The following is a 14,479-nucleotide window of genomic DNA, read 5'->3' on the forward strand; positions in this document are numbered from 1 at the left end:
CTTCTGGAAATCAGCCCGGCAGTTTCTCGAAGGGATTGGCGTAGTCTACTTCGAGGAATTGGAAATGCCTGCCGTTTGTCGTCAGGAGCGTCATGCCGTGCGTCTTGGCGATCGCAGCGATAAGCACGTCGGCGAGCCCGGGATTGCGACCCTTCGCCGTTGCCGCATCATCGATGGCTCCCGCGACCCTCGCAACATTCGCATCTATTGCGGCGATACGATCGCCGAACAATCCTATCAGGCCGTCGAGCCATTCTCCCAGCCGATCCGCGCGGACATCGCCCCCGGCCCGCCGCAGCTTGCGGACGTCCCTCTCGATTTCCGCAACGGCGATCGACGGGATGAAGAGCGTTTCGGCTTCGCCCTGTTCCGCCATCCAGCGCTTGATTCCCTCGGAAGCGGGTGATCGCTCAGGAGCGAATGCGGAGAGGACCGACGTGTCCAACAGGAAACGCGTCAAAGCTTCACCTCGCGCATCCTGCTCTCGCTGCGCTCGAATTCCACTCCACCGGGAAACTCCGTAAGAAACGTTCCGAGATTTGGCCTGTGCAGCGGATAAAGCTTGCGCGCGTCCTCGACCGATACGACGACCGCCGCCGGCTTGCCGTGCCGGGTGATGATCGTCGGCTCGCCGTTCTCGGCCGCGTCGATCAACGCGGACAATCCGGCTTTCGCCTCTCGAACCTGCACGGTTTTCATAGCCACTCCATTGTGGTCACATGTAGTCATAATATAATGTTGAGGAAGAAAGCGCAAAGGCAATTGCAAGCCAGTCGACGGCACTTGCCGCGATCAGCGGAAATCGAGCAGCAATGCCCGATGATCGGACACTTCCGGCGCCGCGACGACATCGAAGTGCCGGACATCGACTTCAGGCGTGACCAGCATGTAGTCGGCGAAACGTCCGTTCTTTTCGTAGTAGGAGGTTCGCGTGTCGGAGAAGCCGCGCGTGGTCACCAGGTCGGAAAGCCCGAGACGTCCCAGTTCGTCGAAGGTCACGCTGTCCGGCAGCACGTTGAAGTCGCCGCACACGATCAGGCGTTCGCCCTCGCGCCGCACGTTGCCCACGAGGCCGGCCAGCGCGCGTGCCTGCTCGCGGCGCGCGGGCGTGTCGCCCTTTCCGGCCGTGTCGCGGAGGCCGTGCATCTGGGCGATCGTCACGGTGAAGCCGTCCTCGTAATCCATCAGCCGGAAGCAATGCGCATTCCTGGCGCGCGGATGACCGCCCCAGCCATTGCCGGAAAAACCGCCATGAACGAAATCCATCGCCTGGGCGATCACCGGCAGGTCGGATCGGATAAAGGTCGCCAGTCCGAATTCGGAAGGCACGATCGTTTCGCCGTCGAAAAGGTCGCCGCGCGCGGCCGGCGCGAAAAAGGCATCGTGGGTGGGGAGCGCCGCCCTTATCTCCTCGTAGAGATTTGCCCTCTGGAGAAGTTCGTGGCTCCCGTCTCGATAGACGAGCCAGTCGGCCTCGGATGCGGGGGTGCGCACGACCTCCTGCAGGCACAGGACGTCCGCGCCGCAGCTTGCCAGATATTCCATCAGCGGAGCATGCAGCCTGCCGCCCCAGACGTTCAGAGAAACGACACGCAACGTCACACCGATCTCCCGCTTCCATGCGATTCGTCATCCTTGTCGAAGGCGGGAGCACCGGCAAGAGCCGCATGCCTTCGAAAAATCGGCAAGGTTCGGCAATCTTCCTGTGAAATGCGCACCGCCGAAGCCGTCTTCGTGCTCTGCCGTCTGGCATGTGCGGCAGCCTTCTATAGAATGCGGCGCGGATTCATCCCACCTTCGAGGGGACTCATATGGGAATCGCATTTCCATGGCCGATGAGCCAGGGCGAGTGGCTGGCGTGGACGTCGGCCGCGGTCACGATCCTGTTCGGCCTGATCATGTTGTTCGCGCCGCGCATCACATTGCGCGTCCTGCGGCTGCAACCCCGGGAGAATCATCCCGAGGCGGTCGGAGAGGCTAGGACGAGCCTTGCCGGCTTTTATCTGGGCGTCGGCCTCGCCTGCATCCTGCTGGCGCAGCCGCTTCTCTACATCGCGCTCGGTTTCAGTTGGGGACTGGCGGCTTTCGGCAGGATCGTCTCGATGCTCTCCGACAACGGCAACACCTTCTACAACTGGATCGCGCTGGTGCTCCAGGCGGTGCTTGCGGCCTTCGCGCTCAGCTTCGCGCTGGGGCTGATTGCCTGATTTCGGAGGGCGTGTCCGTCGATTGCGACAGGCATGCGACAAAACTGCCGCAAATCCATGGTCCTCGGCGTGTTGCGAGTCGCGGAAGCCTGTGCTAGACGGCAATCGACTTTTGGCCGAGGGGCGTTGCGAGCCAATCAACCCGGTCGGGAAAAATCAACAAGGTCAAAGATTTAGCCAGAGTTCAACGCTCCAGTAGCAAAATCTTGCGGCCTGTCAGGCAGAGAGAAACGACGGTCCGTGGCACAGTCTGGTTCGATGATCTCCGGTGTAGCTGAACGATATGCTCGTTCGCTGTTCGAACTCGCTTCCGATGCAAAGGCAATCTCCAAGGTCGAAACCGACCTTGCGCGTTTCGAGGGTCTGCTCGAAGGCAGTGCCGATCTGCGGCGCCTGATCGAAAGCCCGGTATTTTCGGCCGACGACCAGCTCAAGGCGATTTCCGCGGTCGCCGACAAGGCGAAGATTACCGGTCTCGTCGGCAATTTCCTGCGTGTGGTGGCCAAGAACCGCCGCCTCTTCGCCGTTCCCGGCATGATCCGTGCGTTCCGCAAGATCGTCGCCGAGAGCCGCGGCGAGACCGTTGCCGAGGTTACCGCAGCCCATGCGCTGACGGCCGCGCAGCAGACGGAACTCAAGGCCGCGCTCAAGGGCGTTGCCGGCAAGGACGTCTCGATCAATGTCACGGTCGATCCCTCCATTCTCGGTGGTCTCGTCGTCAAGGTCGGATCGCGCCAGATCGACACGTCGCTCAAAACAAAACTCAATTCGCTTAAGCTCGCACTGAAAGAGGTCGGCTGATGGATATCCGCGCCGCGGAAATTTCCGCAATTCTGAAAGATCAGATCAAGAATTTCGGCAAGGAGGCTGAGGTCTCCGAGGTCGGTCAGGTTCTCTCCGTCGGCGACGGCATCGCGCGCGTCTATGGCCTCGACAACGTCCAGGCGGGCGAGATGGTCGAGTTCCCCGGCGGCATCCGCGGCATGGCGCTGAACCTCGAAGCCGACAATGTCGGCGTCGTCATCTTCGGCAACGACCGCGACATCAAGGAAGGCGACACCGTCAAGCGCACCGGCGCGATCGTGGACGTGCCGGTCGGTCCGGAGCTGCTCGGCCGCGTGGTCGACGCGCTCGGCAATCCGATCGACGGCAAGGGCCCGATCAAGGCCAAGGAACGCCGCCGCGTCGACGTCAAGGCCCCCGGCATCATTCCCCGCAAGTCGGTGCACGAGCCGATGTCGACCGGCCTCAAGGCCATCGACGCGCTCATCCCGGTCGGTCGCGGTCAGCGCGAGCTGGTCATCGGCGATCGCCAGACCGGCAAGACCGCCATCATTCTCGATACCTTCCTCAACCAGAAGCCGCTCAACGACGGCGACGACGAGAGCCAGAAGCTCTACTGCGTCTACGTCGCCGTCGGCCAGAAGCGCTCGACCGTCGCCCAGCTCGTGAAGGTGCTCGAGGAGCGCGGCGCGCTCGAATATTCGATCATCATCGCCGCGACCGCTTCGGATCCGGCCCCGCTGCAGTACATCGCGCCTTTCGCCGGCTGCGCCATGGGCGAATATTTCCGCGACAGCGGCAAGCACGCTCTCATCGCCTATGACGATCTGACCAAGCAGGCGGTCGCCTATCGCCAGATGTCGCTGCTGCTGCGCCGTCCGCCGGGCCGCGAGGCCTATCCGGGCGACGTCTTCTACCTGCATTCCCGCCTGCTGGAGCGCGCGGCGAAGATGAGCGACGAGATGGGCGCCGGTTCGTTGACCGCCCTTCCGGTCATCGAGACGCAGGCCAACGACGTCTCTGCCTACATCCCGACCAACGTGATCTCGATCACCGACGGCCAGATCTTCCTCGAGACCAATCTGTTCTTCCAGGGCATCCGCCCGGCCGTGAACGTCGGCCTCTCGGTGTCGCGCGTCGGCTCGGCCGCGCAGATCAAGGCGATGAAGCAGGTTGCCGGCTCGATCAAGGGCGAGCTCGCGCAGTATCGCGAGATGGCCGCCTTCGCGCAGTTCGGTTCGGATCTCGACGCCGCCACGCAGCGCCTGCTGAACCGCGGCGCCCGCCTGACGGAGCTCCTCAAGCAGCCGCAGTTCTCGCCGCTGAAGACCGAGGAGCAGGTCGCGGTGATCTTCGCCGGCGTCAATGGCTATCTCGACAAGCTGGCGCTCAACCAGGTGTCGAAGTTCGAGCAGGGGCTGCTGGTCCACATGCGCTCGGACGGCAAGGACGTCCTGGACGCCATCCGCAAGGAGAAGGCGCTTTCCGACGACCTGCGCGCCAAGCTCAAGGCCGAAATCGACGCTTTCGCCAAGAATTTCGCCTGAGGCCGTCCGGAAAACCAGAGTTAGGGTAGCCGCATGGCTTCACTGAAAGACCTTCGCAACCGCATCGCCTCGGTCAAGGCGACGCAGAAGATCACCAAGGCGATGCAGATGGTCGCCGCGGCGAAGCTGCGCCGTGCCCAGGAGGCCGCCGAGGCCGCGCGTCCCTATTCGGAGCGCATGGCGGCGGTGTTGGCCAATATCGGCCAGGCGGTGACGGGCACCGACGCTCCGCCGCTGATGGCAGGCACCGGCAGGGACGACGTTCATCTGCTGATCGTCGCCACCGCCGAGCGCGGCCTGTGCGGCGGCTTCAACTCGCAGATCGCGCGCCTCGCCCGCGAGCATGTCCGCAAGCTGCTCGCCGAGGGCAAGACGGTGAAGATCATCACCGTCGGCAAGAAGGGCTACGACATCCTTCGCCGCGACTTCCAGAAGCTGATCATCGATCGGGTGGAGCTGCGCGACGCCAAGCAGGTCGGCTTCGTGCACGCCGACGGCATTGCGAAGAAGGTGATCTCGCTCTTCAACGAAGGCGGTTTCGACGTCGCCACGCTGTTCTATTCCGAGTTCAAGTCGGTGATCAGCCAGGTGCCGACGGCACAGCAGCTCATCCCCGCCTCGACCCCCGCGGTCGAGTCGGAAGCGGGCGGCAGCGCCCTCTACGAATACGAGCCGGAAGCGGGCGAAATCCTCGCGGATCTCATCCCGCGCAACATCTCGGTGCAGGTCTTCCGCGCGCTGCTGGAAAACGCAGCCGGCGAGATGGGCGCCAAGATGACCGCGATGGACAACGCCACGCGCAATGCCGGCGACATGATCAACAAGCTTTCGATCACCTACAACCGTCAGCGCCAGGCGCAGATCACGAAGGAACTGATCGAAATCATTTCGGGCGCCGAAGCGCTCTAGTCGCCCGATCGCGGAAGGCAACGCGCCTTCGCGTGATCGGACGGGAAACAGGAACGGACCAAGAGGGTACTGACGATGGCTAAAGCAGCTACACCCAAGAAGACCCCGGCGGCAGCCGCCAAAGCCGCAGCGACCCCGAAGGCCGCCGCAGCGAAGGCGCCGGCCGCCAAGAAGGCAACTCCGGCGAAAGCAAGCCCGGCGAAGGCAACCGTGGCGAAAGCCGTGGCCACCGGCGCGGTCGGCAAGGTGCGCCAGGTCATCGGCGCCGTCGTCGACGTGGCTTTCGAGGATCACCTGCCGGCGATCCTGAACGCGCTGGAGACGGACAATCAGGGCAACCGCCTCGTGCTCGAGGTCGCCCAGCATCTCGGCGAGAACACCGTCCGCACGATCGCGATGGATTCCACCGAAGGTCTCGTGCGCGGCCAGACCGTGACCGACACCGGCGCTCCGATCTCCGTGCCGGTCGGTCCCGAAATGCTCGGCCGCATCATCAACGTGATCGGCGAGGCGATCGACGAGGAAGGTCCGCTCGGCGCGACCCAGACGCGTCCGATCCATGCTCCCGCTCCCGAATATGTCGATCAGTCCACGGAAGCGGCGATCCTCGTCACCGGCATCAAGGTCATCGACCTCCTTGCGCCTTACGCCAAGGGCGGCAAGATCGGCCTGTTCGGCGGCGCCGGCGTCGGCAAGACCGTTCTGATCCAGGAGCTGATCAACAACATCGCGAAGGCCCATGGCGGCTATTCCGTGTTCGCCGGCGTCGGCGAGCGCACGCGCGAGGGCAACGACCTCTATCACGAGTTCATCGAATCGGGCGTGAACAAGAAGGGCGGCGGCGAAGGCTCCAAGGCCGCGCTCGTCTACGGCCAGATGAACGAGCCGCCCGGCGCCCGCGCCCGCGTCGGCCTCACCGGCCTGACCGTCGCCGAGTATTTCCGCGACCAGGGCCAGGACGTGCTGTTCTTCGTCGACAACATCTTCCGCTTCACCCAGGCGGGCTCGGAAGTGTCGGCGCTTCTCGGCCGCATCCCTTCGGCGGTGGGCTATCAGCCGACGCTCGCCACCGATATGGGCGCGCTGCAGGAACGCATCACCACCACCAACAAGGGTTCGATCACCTCGGTGCAGGCGATTTACGTGCCGGCGGACGATCTGACCGACCCGGCGCCGGCGACCTCGTTCGCCCACCTCGACGCGACCACCACGCTCAACCGCTCGATCGCGGAAAAGGGCATCTATCCGGCGGTCGATCCGCTCGACTCCACCTCGCGCATGCTCGATCCGCAGATCGTCGGCGAAGAGCACTATGCCGTCGCCCGTGACGTGCAGCAGACGCTGCAGCGTTACAAGTCGCTGCAGGACATCATCGCGATCCTGGGCATGGACGAGCTTTCCGAAGAGGACAAGCTGACTGTCGCCCGCGCCCGCAAGATCGAGCGCTTCCTGTCGCAGCCGTTCTTCGTCGCCGAGGTGTTCACCGGCGCGCCGGGCAAGCTGGTCGACCTCGCTGACACGATCAAGGGCTTCAAGGGCCTCGTCGCCGGCGAGTACGACCACCTGCCGGAAGCGGCCTTCTACATGGTCGGCTCCATCGAGGAGGCGATCGAGAAGGCCCAGAAGCTGGCTGCGGAAGCGGCATAAGGCAGGCGAATAGCGAACAGGGAGTAGCGAATAGGGAAACAGTCGACGGTGCGGGATAGCCTTCCAACTATTCGCCATTCGCCATCCGCTATTCGCTAATAAGACATGGCTGACGCTTTCAAGTTCGAACTGGTCTCGCCCGAGCGACTCCTCGTTTCGGAGCAGGTCGAATCGGTGGTCATTCCGGGAACGGAAGGCGAGATGACCGTCATGGCCAACCACGCCCCGCTGATGACCACGGTCAAGCCAGGCGTCGTGACGGTGAAGACGGCGGCCGGCGCGGAAGAGCGCTATGTCGTGTTCGGCGGCTTTGCCGACGTCCTTCCCGAGGCCTGCACGCTGCTCGCGGAGTCCGCGGTGGCCGTTCGCGACATCGATCGCGACGACCTCGCCCGCCGCATCCAGGACGTGAAGGAAGACGTTACCGATGCCAAGGACGACCTTTCCCGCACCAAGGCGGAGGAGCTGCTCGGCCAGCTCACCACGCTGGAAGGCGCGTTGCGGGCGGCCTGACGACGCGACATCGGACGTTCTCGAAGCCGGGCGGTTCGCCCGGCTTTTTTGTTGGCAGATTGCAGCGCGCGCCCGCTTGCAACGAAATGCCCCCGGCATCGTTCCCCCTTATCACCGTTCGAAGGAGGAACCCATGAAACGAAGTCTCGCACCATTCGCTTGCGTGCTGGCACTTTTTGCCGCGCCGCACGCGATCGCCCAGGAAACCGGCGTTTCCGCCACCGCGACCATGCAAGGTCCCGGCGGCGAGGATCTCGGGCGTGTCACCTTCGCGGAGACGCCGTCCGGCCTGCTGCATGTGTTCGTCGAGATGACCGGCCTGCCCGCCGGGCCACACGGCTTCCATATCCATGAAACCGGGTCGTGCGAGACCGACGGCGGTTTCGAATCGGCCGGCGGCCACTATGCCGGAGACCGCGAGCACGGGGTCATGTCGCGGAACGGGCCGCATCCCGGCGACTTTCCGAATGTCCATGTCGGACAGGACGGCCTGCTCAAGGTCGAGTTCTTCACCGACCGCCTTTCGATCTCCGAGGGCGACAATCCGCTGATGGACGAGGACGGCTCAGCCGTCGTCGTGCATGCCGATCCGGACGACTACGAAAGCGATCCATCCGGCCATTCCGGAGACAGGATCGCCTGCGGCGTGATAGAACAGCCGACATGATCGCCCGCCTGTTCGGATTTCTGCTCCTTTCCTTTTTCGCCTTTCCCGCTCATTCCCAGGAGGATGGAGACATGGAACTCGGCCGCCGGCTGACGACCGATTTCCAGGAAGGCCGCTACGAGGTGATCTGGGAGCGGATGACGGAGGAGATGCGCGCCGCGCTCGGTTCGAGCGGGACCCTGGCGGAACTCGCGAAAGCGATGGAAAGCCAGTTCGGCGCGGAGAAGGCGACCATTTTCGAGGAAGCGGAGCCACATCTCGGCTACCGCATCTATCAGCGCATTGCGGAACATGAGAAGGGTCCGCTGCCGGTGCTGACGCAATGGACGCTCGACGGCGACGACAGGGTCGCCGGCTTCTTCGTGCGTCCGCGCCAGCCGCCCGCGGCTTCCGATTTCCTCGACTACGAGACCAAGGCAACGCTTCGCCTCCCTTTCGAAGGCGAATGGCATGTCTACTGGGGCGGGCGCACGCCGGAAGACAATTATCATGCGGTCGATCCGGGCCAGCGCTTCGCGTCGGATTTTCTCGTCGTCACCGACGGCTCCAGCAGCCGCGGAGAGGGGACGAGGCTTGAAGAATATCATTGCTGGGATCGGCGGATACTCGCGCCTGCTTCCGGCACGGTGGCCGCCGCGGTGGACGACCTGCCCGACAATCCGCTCGGCGAGATGGATCCCCGGAACCCGGCCGGCAACCATGTGGTTCTCGATCTCGGCAATGACGAATATGCCTTCCTTGCGCATCTCAAGGAGGGCAGCGTCGGCGTCGAAAAGGGCGATTCGGTCCAAGCCGGACAGGAAATCGGCCGCTGCGGCAATAGCGGCAACAGTTCGGAACCGCACCTTCACTTCCATCTGCAGACGACGCCGTCTCTCGGCGCGGGCGAGGGACTGCCGGCGTTCTTCCGCGATTACGTCGCCGATGGCGAACGGGTGGAGAAGGGCGAACCCCAACGCGGGCAAACCGTCGCGCCCGAGGCGGACTGAAAGCTCATTCCGAGAAGGAAGGGAGCTGCGGAGGCGCGGCCGACCGCTTCCGGGATGACTCTCGGCCGGGTCAGCCACCGGTACGGTTTGCGCGTCGGCGGATGGCGTTGCGACAGGCCGGTGCGAATCTACCTCGCCAGATGGCGAAACGCCGAGACGACCTCCTCATAGACCTTGCGCTTGAAGGGGACGATCAGCTCCGGCATCTCGGCCATGGGCTTCCAGGCCCAGGCGTCGAATTCGGCGTCGTGGCCGCCGGGCGGCGGGTTGATGGCGATCTCGCTCTCGTCCCCGTCGAAGCGGAAGGCGAACCATTTCTGCGTCTGGCCGCGATATTTGCCCTTCAGAGCGATGCCGAGGAGGTCTGGGGGCAGATCGTAATTGATCCATAGTGGCGCCTCGGCAAGCAGCGTCACCGAGCGCATGCCGGTCTCCTCGTAGAGCTCGCGCCGCGCCGCCGGCAGCGGATCCTCGCCCTTGTCGATGCCGCCTTGCGGCATCTGCCAGAGCTTCTCCGTGCCGGCCATCTCGCTGTCTTCCTCGGCGATGCGGCGGCCGGCCCAGACGAGCCCCTCGCGGTTCAGCACCATGACGCCCACGCAGGGCCGGTAGGGCAATCCGCTGAAATCCTTTTCCTTTGCCATTCCTGCTATCCTCGCTCGGGATCGTTCGCTACCGCCGAAATCGGCACGATCTCGATGCCGCGCCGCCTTGCCTCCGCGATCCAGCCGGCGACCGCATCGACCGTTGCGTCGAAAGCGGAGCCAGTGCCGATGGCGAAGCCTTTCGCCCGCGCCGTCCGCTCGAGATCGTCCAGCCTGCGCAGGATTTCGCCGCGTTCGCGTACGCCGTCAAGCGTCATGTCCGCGGCGGCGAAGGGCACGCGGTTCCGCGCCGCCATTTCGGGCGCGAGGCTGCGGGCGGAGGAGCCGTCGTCGAAATACATCAGGCCGCGTTTACCGAGCTCGCCGAAGAAGGGCGGCATCGCGTTTCCGTCGGTCACGAATCGCGCGCCCATATAGTTCATGATGCCGGTGTAGTTGGTGATGCGCGACAGCGCCCAATGGAGCCTGTCGCGGTTCTCCGCTTCAGCCGCTTCCACGGTCAGCGTGTTGCGGCCAGGATCGACATTCGGATAGTCGAAAGGCTCGAGCGGCACCTGCATGACGATCTCATGTCCCTGGCGGCGGGCCGTCTGCATCCAGCGGTCGAGGCTATTGCCGCCGGATGCGAATGCCAGCGTCACCTCGGGCGGCAGCTTCGCGATCGCGTTCTGCGTGCCGGTCTGCGAGACGCCGAGCCCGCCGATCACGATCGCGACGCGCGCGCCGCGCGCGCCGGACCAGGGCCGCGCATAGACGTCGAAGGGCCGTCTTCCGTCGGCGCCGCGCCTGGGTAGTGGGCCGATATCGGTCTCCTCGATCAGATCGCGGTCGGGCAGGTGCGCGACCAGCGGGTTCTGGCCGAGAGCGGACGGGTCGCGAATGACGACCACGCTTTGGCCCGCCGCGTCGGGCGGGTTCACCTTTATGATGGAGGGACCGCCTGCGACATAGCCCGTCGAGGCCGGGGGGACGGGAGCGGTTGCGGCCGCATCCGCGGGCTCGGGCGTGGAAACAACCAGCGGAGGCGGATTGCGAAAGGGCTTTTCCCGGAACGCGATGGCGCCGGACGTGCCGAGGATCGCGATCGAGACGAGGGAAAGAACCGCGCCGCCGGCGGTGAGCCTCGGTCGCGAGCCGCCGCGTGGCCGCTTTCCCCTGGGTTCCAAGCCGAGAGGGCGCTCCATCTCTCCTTGGTGAAATGCCTTGTTCACGGGCGATAATCCGCGTCCTTGCCGTCGGGAACAAAGGAGTATCCGGAAAAATTTACCGGCGTCCGTCGGGGAACGCCGGTAAAATCCTGGATCGCCGCGGCTCCGGCCCCCGTTGAAGGAGCCGCGGAACGCCTTACTGGTTCAGAACCGCGCGGTCCGGATTGGGCGGGAAGGCCGGATCGGTCTTCGCGCCGCGCAGGAGATCCAGCGCGTAGTTGAGCTGGATGTCGTCCTTCGCCTCCGGCGGCACATAGGCCGCCGAGCCCGAACCCTGGTCGTCTTCCTCATTGCCCTTGATGTGGCCACGCAGATCGGATTCGCCGCGGGACACGTCGCGTCCGAGCAGTTCGTCGGGCAGCGGCTGCTCGACCTTGATGTCGGGCGTGATGCCCTTGCCCTGGATCGAGGTGCCTGCAGGCGTGTAGTAGAGCGCAGTGGTCAGCCGCAGCGCGCCGTTCTCGCCGAGCGGGATGATCGTCTGCACGGAACCCTTGCCGAAGGACTGGGTGCCGACCACAGTCGCGCGGCGATGGTCCTGCAGGGCGCCGGCCACGATTTCCGACGCGCTCGCCGAACCGCCATTGATCAGCACGATCACCGGCTTGCCGTCGATCTCGTCGCCGGGGCGGGAATCGAAGCGCGTGATGTTCTTCGCGTCGCGCCCACGGGTCGAGACGATTTCGCCGCGGTCGAGGAAGGCGTCGCTGACGCTGACCGCCTGATCGAGCAGGCCGCCCGGGTTGAGGCGCAGGTCGAGCACATAGCCCTTGAGCTTGTCGTCGGGAACTTCCTTCTTGATATCGGAGATCGCCTGCTTGAGATCGTCGAAGGTCTTCTCGGTGAAGGAATTGATCTTCAGGTAGCCGACGTCGCCTTCCACCCGCGAGCGGACGGCCTTCACCTTGATGATGTCGCGAACGATCGTCAGCTTGATGGGCTGCGAGGCGCCTTCGCGCACGATCGTCAGCTCGATCGGCGTGTTGACGGCGCCGCGCATCTTGTCGACCGCGTCGGAAAGGGTCAGGCCGCGCACCTCGTCGCCATCGATCTCGGCGATCAGGTCGCCGGCGAGCACGCCGGCGCGGGCTGCCGGAGTGTCCTCGATCGGCGCGATGACCTTGACCATCTCGTTTTCCATCGTCACCTCGATGCCGAGGCCGCCGAATTCGCCCTTGGTCTGCACGCGCATGTCCTGCGCGGCGTCCGGATTGAGATAGGACGAATGCGGGTCGAGCGAGGTGAGCATGCCGTTGATGGCGCTCTCGACCAGCTTCTTGTCCTCGGGCTCCGTGACATATTGGGCGCGCACGCGCTCGAATATGTCGCCGAAGATCGCGAGCTGGCGATATGTCTCCGAACCGGCCGCGTTCGCCGTTGTACCGGTGCCACCATGCACGAGGCTCATGGCGGACGCGCCCATCAGGGCGCCGGCAACCAGAAGCGACAACTTACGTACCATTTCCTGTCCTTCCAGAACTACGCTCCGCCCACCATGGGGCCGGATCGACGGGTTTTCCATCCTTGCGAAACTCTACATAGAGTTCCGGTCCGGAATTTTCACTTCCGAATGCCATGGCGCTTGCCACCCTGGCCTCGCCCATCACGCCCACCGGCTCCCCGGCCAGTACGGACTGGCCCTGCGTGACGCTGATTCTTCCCATCCCCGCCAGCACCACATGATAACCATCGCCGGCATCCAGTATCAAGAGTTGACCATAGGAGCGGAAGGGTCCCGCATAGAGCACCGAACTGTCGGACGGCGCGGTTACGATTGCGGCCGAATGTGTCGCGAGCATGTCGCCCTGCATGGTTCCGCCGCTGCCGTCGCCCTGCCCGAAGCGGCGGACGACATGGCCGGCAACAGGAAAGCCGACCTGGCCGCGGCCGGCGGAAAACGGGATTCGCCCCGGAAGCGTGGGGTTCAAGGGCTGCGCGCGCCTTGCTTCCTCCCTTTCGGCCTCCTTCAAGGCCGCCAGGCGGCTCTCTTCCTCCGCCTTGCGGTTGGTCTCGATCTCGGCTTCGAGCGCGTCGATCAGCTCGCGCAGGCTGCCCGCCTCGGCGGCAAGCTCGCTCGAGCGTTGCTTCTCGGCGGCGAGTTTTCCTTCCGATTCCGTCTGCAGGCGCTGCTTTTCCTCAAGAAGAAGTGATAGCCGTTCCTGCTCGGCGACCTGTTCGGCGATGGTGCCGCGCAGCCGCTCGCGCTCGCTTTCGATCGAGGCGGTGACGCGCGACAGCTCCTTCAGGTCGGCAATCAGTATTTCGGTCTCCGCGCGCAGCTCCGGCACGACGGCGCCGAGCAGGATCGCGCTGCGCACGGAGGAAAGCGCATCCTCCGGCTTGACGAGGATCGCCGGCGGCGGGTTGAGCCCCATGCGCTGGAGGGCCGCCAGCACCTCGGCGAGCACGCCACGCCGTGCGGAGAGGGATTCGCGGATGCCGCCCTCCTGCAGGCGCAAATCGTCGACCTTGGCGGAGATCTCGGAAATATCCTGGCCGAGCTTCCGCTCGGTCTTCGCAGCCTGGATGAGGGCGGCGGAAAGCGAGGCGTTGTCCTTGCGGATCGCCGCGATCTCCCGCGCGATCTCCTCCTGCCGTTCCTCCGAAAGGGTGATCTCGTGCGAGAGGCGTTCATATTCGCTGGCGGTATTGTCGCGTCGGCTCTCGAGGTCGGCAGCGCTTTGCGCCGCGGTCGCCGGAAGAACGGCAATGCCAAGGAGCAGCGCCAGCGCGGTTGACGCGAGCGTCCCTGAAAATCGAAAGCCGGTCTTCATTCCATCCATCATGCCCGGATATTTCGAGCCGACCCTAAGCCGCGTTCGTTAACGAAACATCAACCATGAGCGCGGCGGCGTCCCGTTCGGACAATCATACGGCAAATGTGTCGAATCTTCGCGTGCTTTCAGGAAAAGCGCCTCTCAGACGCGATGGTAGGGGTGGCCGGAAAGGATGGTGGCGGCGCGGTAGAGCTGCTCGGCGAGGAGCACGCGGACAAGTTGATGCGGCCAGGTCTGGGCGCCGAAGGAGAGGATGAAGTCGGCGGAGGAACGCAGCCCTGAATCATGCCCGTCGGGGCCGCCGATGGCGAAGACGAGCTGTCTGCGCCCGCCGTCGCGCAGATCGGCGATAAGCCTGCTTATTTCCGGGGAAGAGGGATTCCTGCCGCGCTCGTCGAGCAGGAAAAGGGCCGCGTCCCTGCGGAAGCCTTCCAGCGCGGACGCTTCCTCGCGGCATCGTTCGGCGGCGCTGCGCGCCCGAGATTCAGCGATCTCCGTAACGCCGGAGAATTCCAGCCCGACCGCCGGGCCGGTTTTCGCAAACCGGTCCAGATACCTGCCTGCCAATTCCCGCTCGGGGCCAGCCTTCATCCGGCCCACGGCGTGGACTGATACGCGCATTTCAGC

Annotated in this window: 16 protein-coding genes; 8 read left to right on the top strand and 8 right to left on the bottom strand. The window is 64.6% G+C overall.

What is annotated here, in order from left to right; translation table 11 throughout:
• Positions 1-10: 10 nt before the first annotated feature.
• From XW59_RS03170 to XW59_RS03180, 3 genes are all read right to left on the bottom strand, one after another.
• Positions 11-460: a type II toxin-antitoxin system VapC family toxin gene (locus XW59_RS03170; protein ID WP_047145614.1), complete on the bottom strand. Its 450-nt coding sequence runs from the start codon at positions 458-460 to the stop codon at positions 11-13.
• Entirely contained in the window at positions 457-699 is a 243-nt protein-coding gene (locus XW59_RS03175; RefSeq protein ID WP_047145615.1) for a type II toxin-antitoxin system Phd/YefM family antitoxin, read from the bottom strand. The genes XW59_RS03170 and XW59_RS03175 overlap by 4 nt, the downstream gene beginning before the upstream one ends.
• A 93-nt stretch (positions 700-792) precedes the next feature.
• On the bottom strand, positions 793-1,596 hold the full coding sequence (locus tag XW59_RS03180; RefSeq protein ID WP_047145616.1) for an endonuclease/exonuclease/phosphatase family protein: 804 nt from the start codon (positions 1,594-1,596) through the stop codon (positions 793-795).
• A gap of 215 nt (positions 1,597-1,811) precedes the next feature.
• On the opposite strand from XW59_RS03180, the gene XW59_RS03185 reads away from it, so the two are divergent.
• From XW59_RS03185 to XW59_RS03220, 8 genes are all read left to right on the top strand, one after another.
• Positions 1,812-2,207, top strand: a complete 396-nt coding sequence (locus XW59_RS03185) for a DUF4345 family protein (protein WP_047145617.1) — start codon at positions 1,812-1,814, stop codon at positions 2,205-2,207.
• Positions 2,208-2,447: 240 nt separating this feature from the next.
• Positions 2,448-3,008 (top strand): F0F1 ATP synthase subunit delta, encoded by a 561-nt coding sequence (locus tag XW59_RS03190; protein ID WP_047145618.1) that lies wholly within the window; start codon positions 2,448-2,450, stop codon positions 3,006-3,008.
• Positions 3,008-4,537: a F0F1 ATP synthase subunit alpha gene (gene atpA / locus XW59_RS03195; RefSeq protein WP_047145619.1), complete on the top strand. Its 1,530-nt coding sequence runs from the start codon at positions 3,008-3,010 to the stop codon at positions 4,535-4,537. Before XW59_RS03190 ends, atpA begins: the two co-directional genes overlap by 1 nt.
• A gap of 33 nt (positions 4,538-4,570) precedes the next feature.
• Positions 4,571-5,446, top strand: a complete 876-nt coding sequence (locus XW59_RS03200) for a F0F1 ATP synthase subunit gamma (RefSeq protein WP_047145620.1) — start codon at positions 4,571-4,573, stop codon at positions 5,444-5,446.
• Positions 5,447-5,521: 75 nt separating this feature from the next.
• A complete protein-coding gene (gene atpD, locus XW59_RS03205; protein WP_047145621.1) occupies positions 5,522-7,093 on the top strand; it encodes a F0F1 ATP synthase subunit beta in 1,572 nt (523 codons plus the stop codon).
• Between the two features lie 105 nt (positions 7,094-7,198).
• A complete protein-coding gene (locus tag XW59_RS03210) occupies positions 7,199-7,606 on the top strand; it encodes a F0F1 ATP synthase subunit epsilon (protein WP_047145622.1) in 408 nt (135 codons plus the stop codon).
• Positions 7,607-7,739: 133 nt separating this feature from the next.
• The gene (locus tag XW59_RS03215; RefSeq protein ID WP_052958140.1) at positions 7,740-8,273 is read left to right on the top strand and encodes a superoxide dismutase family protein; all 534 of its coding nucleotides are present in this window, start codon (positions 7,740-7,742) and stop codon (positions 8,271-8,273) included.
• A gap of 71 nt (positions 8,274-8,344) precedes the next feature.
• Positions 8,345-9,262, top strand: coding sequence for a M23 family metallopeptidase (locus tag XW59_RS03220; RefSeq protein WP_246665976.1), 918 nt, complete (start codon positions 8,345-8,347; stop codon positions 9,260-9,262).
• 128 nt (positions 9,263-9,390) lie between these two features.
• Here the strand turns inward: XW59_RS03220 and XW59_RS03225 are convergent, their stop codons facing one another.
• The 5 genes from XW59_RS03225 to rlmH form a co-directional block, all read right to left on the bottom strand.
• On the bottom strand, positions 9,391-9,906 hold the full coding sequence (locus XW59_RS03225) for an RNA pyrophosphohydrolase (protein ID WP_047145625.1): 516 nt from the start codon (positions 9,904-9,906) through the stop codon (positions 9,391-9,393).
• A gap of 5 nt (positions 9,907-9,911) precedes the next feature.
• The gene (locus tag XW59_RS03230; RefSeq protein WP_246665977.1) at positions 9,912-11,033 is read right to left on the bottom strand and encodes a divergent polysaccharide deacetylase family protein; all 1,122 of its coding nucleotides are present in this window, start codon (positions 11,031-11,033) and stop codon (positions 9,912-9,914) included.
• Positions 11,034-11,211: 178 nt separating this feature from the next.
• Positions 11,212-12,537: a S41 family peptidase gene (locus tag XW59_RS03235; protein WP_047145627.1), complete on the bottom strand. Its 1,326-nt coding sequence runs from the start codon at positions 12,535-12,537 to the stop codon at positions 11,212-11,214.
• Positions 12,527-13,849: a murein hydrolase activator EnvC gene (locus XW59_RS03240; RefSeq protein ID WP_136068202.1), complete on the bottom strand. Its 1,323-nt coding sequence runs from the start codon at positions 13,847-13,849 to the stop codon at positions 12,527-12,529. Before XW59_RS03240 ends, XW59_RS03235 begins: the two co-directional genes overlap by 11 nt.
• A gap of 144 nt (positions 13,850-13,993) precedes the next feature.
• Positions 13,994-14,473 (bottom strand): 23S rRNA (pseudouridine(1915)-N(3))-methyltransferase RlmH, encoded by a 480-nt coding sequence (gene rlmH / locus XW59_RS03245; protein WP_082137575.1) that lies wholly within the window; start codon positions 14,471-14,473, stop codon positions 13,994-13,996.
• Positions 14,474-14,479 lie beyond the last annotated feature (6 nt).

This window comes from Aquamicrobium sp. LC103 (assembly GCF_001014615.2).
GTDB lineage: Bacteria > Pseudomonadota > Alphaproteobacteria > Rhizobiales > Rhizobiaceae > LBCQ02.

Bases quoted from the DNA above. Each gene is read 5' to 3' on its own strand.
- XW59_RS03210 (WP_047145622.1), top strand. From the start codon at position 7,199: ATGGCTGACGCTTTCAAGTTCGAACTGGTCTCGCCCGAGCGACTCCTC.
- XW59_RS03220 (WP_246665976.1), top strand. From the start codon at position 8,345: ATGGAACTCGGCCGCCGGCTGACGACCGATTTCCAGGAAGGCCGCTAC.
- atpA (WP_047145619.1), top strand. From the start codon at position 3,008: ATGGATATCCGCGCCGCGGAAATTTCCGCAATTCTGAAAGATCAGATC.
- XW59_RS03225 (WP_047145625.1), bottom strand. From the start codon at position 9,906: ATGGCAAAGGAAAAGGATTTCAGCGGATTGCCCTACCGGCCCTGCGTG.
- XW59_RS03235 (WP_047145627.1), bottom strand. From the start codon at position 12,537: ATGGTACGTAAGTTGTCGCTTCTGGTTGCCGGCGCCCTGATGGGCGCG.
- XW59_RS03175 (WP_047145615.1), bottom strand. From the start codon at position 699: ATGAAAACCGTGCAGGTTCGAGAGGCGAAAGCCGGATTGTCCGCGTTG.
- XW59_RS03215 (WP_052958140.1), top strand. From the start codon at position 7,740: ATGAAACGAAGTCTCGCACCATTCGCTTGCGTGCTGGCACTTTTTGCC.
- atpD (WP_047145621.1), top strand. From the start codon at position 5,522: ATGGCTAAAGCAGCTACACCCAAGAAGACCCCGGCGGCAGCCGCCAAA.
- XW59_RS03240 (WP_136068202.1), bottom strand. From the start codon at position 13,849: ATGAAGACCGGCTTTCGATTTTCAGGGACGCTCGCGTCAACCGCGCTG.
- rlmH (WP_082137575.1), bottom strand. From the start codon at position 14,473: ATGCGCGTATCAGTCCACGCCGTGGGCCGGATGAAGGCTGGCCCCGAG.
- XW59_RS03185 (WP_047145617.1), top strand. From the start codon at position 1,812: ATGGGAATCGCATTTCCATGGCCGATGAGCCAGGGCGAGTGGCTGGCG.
- XW59_RS03200 (WP_047145620.1), top strand. From the start codon at position 4,571: ATGGCTTCACTGAAAGACCTTCGCAACCGCATCGCCTCGGTCAAGGCG.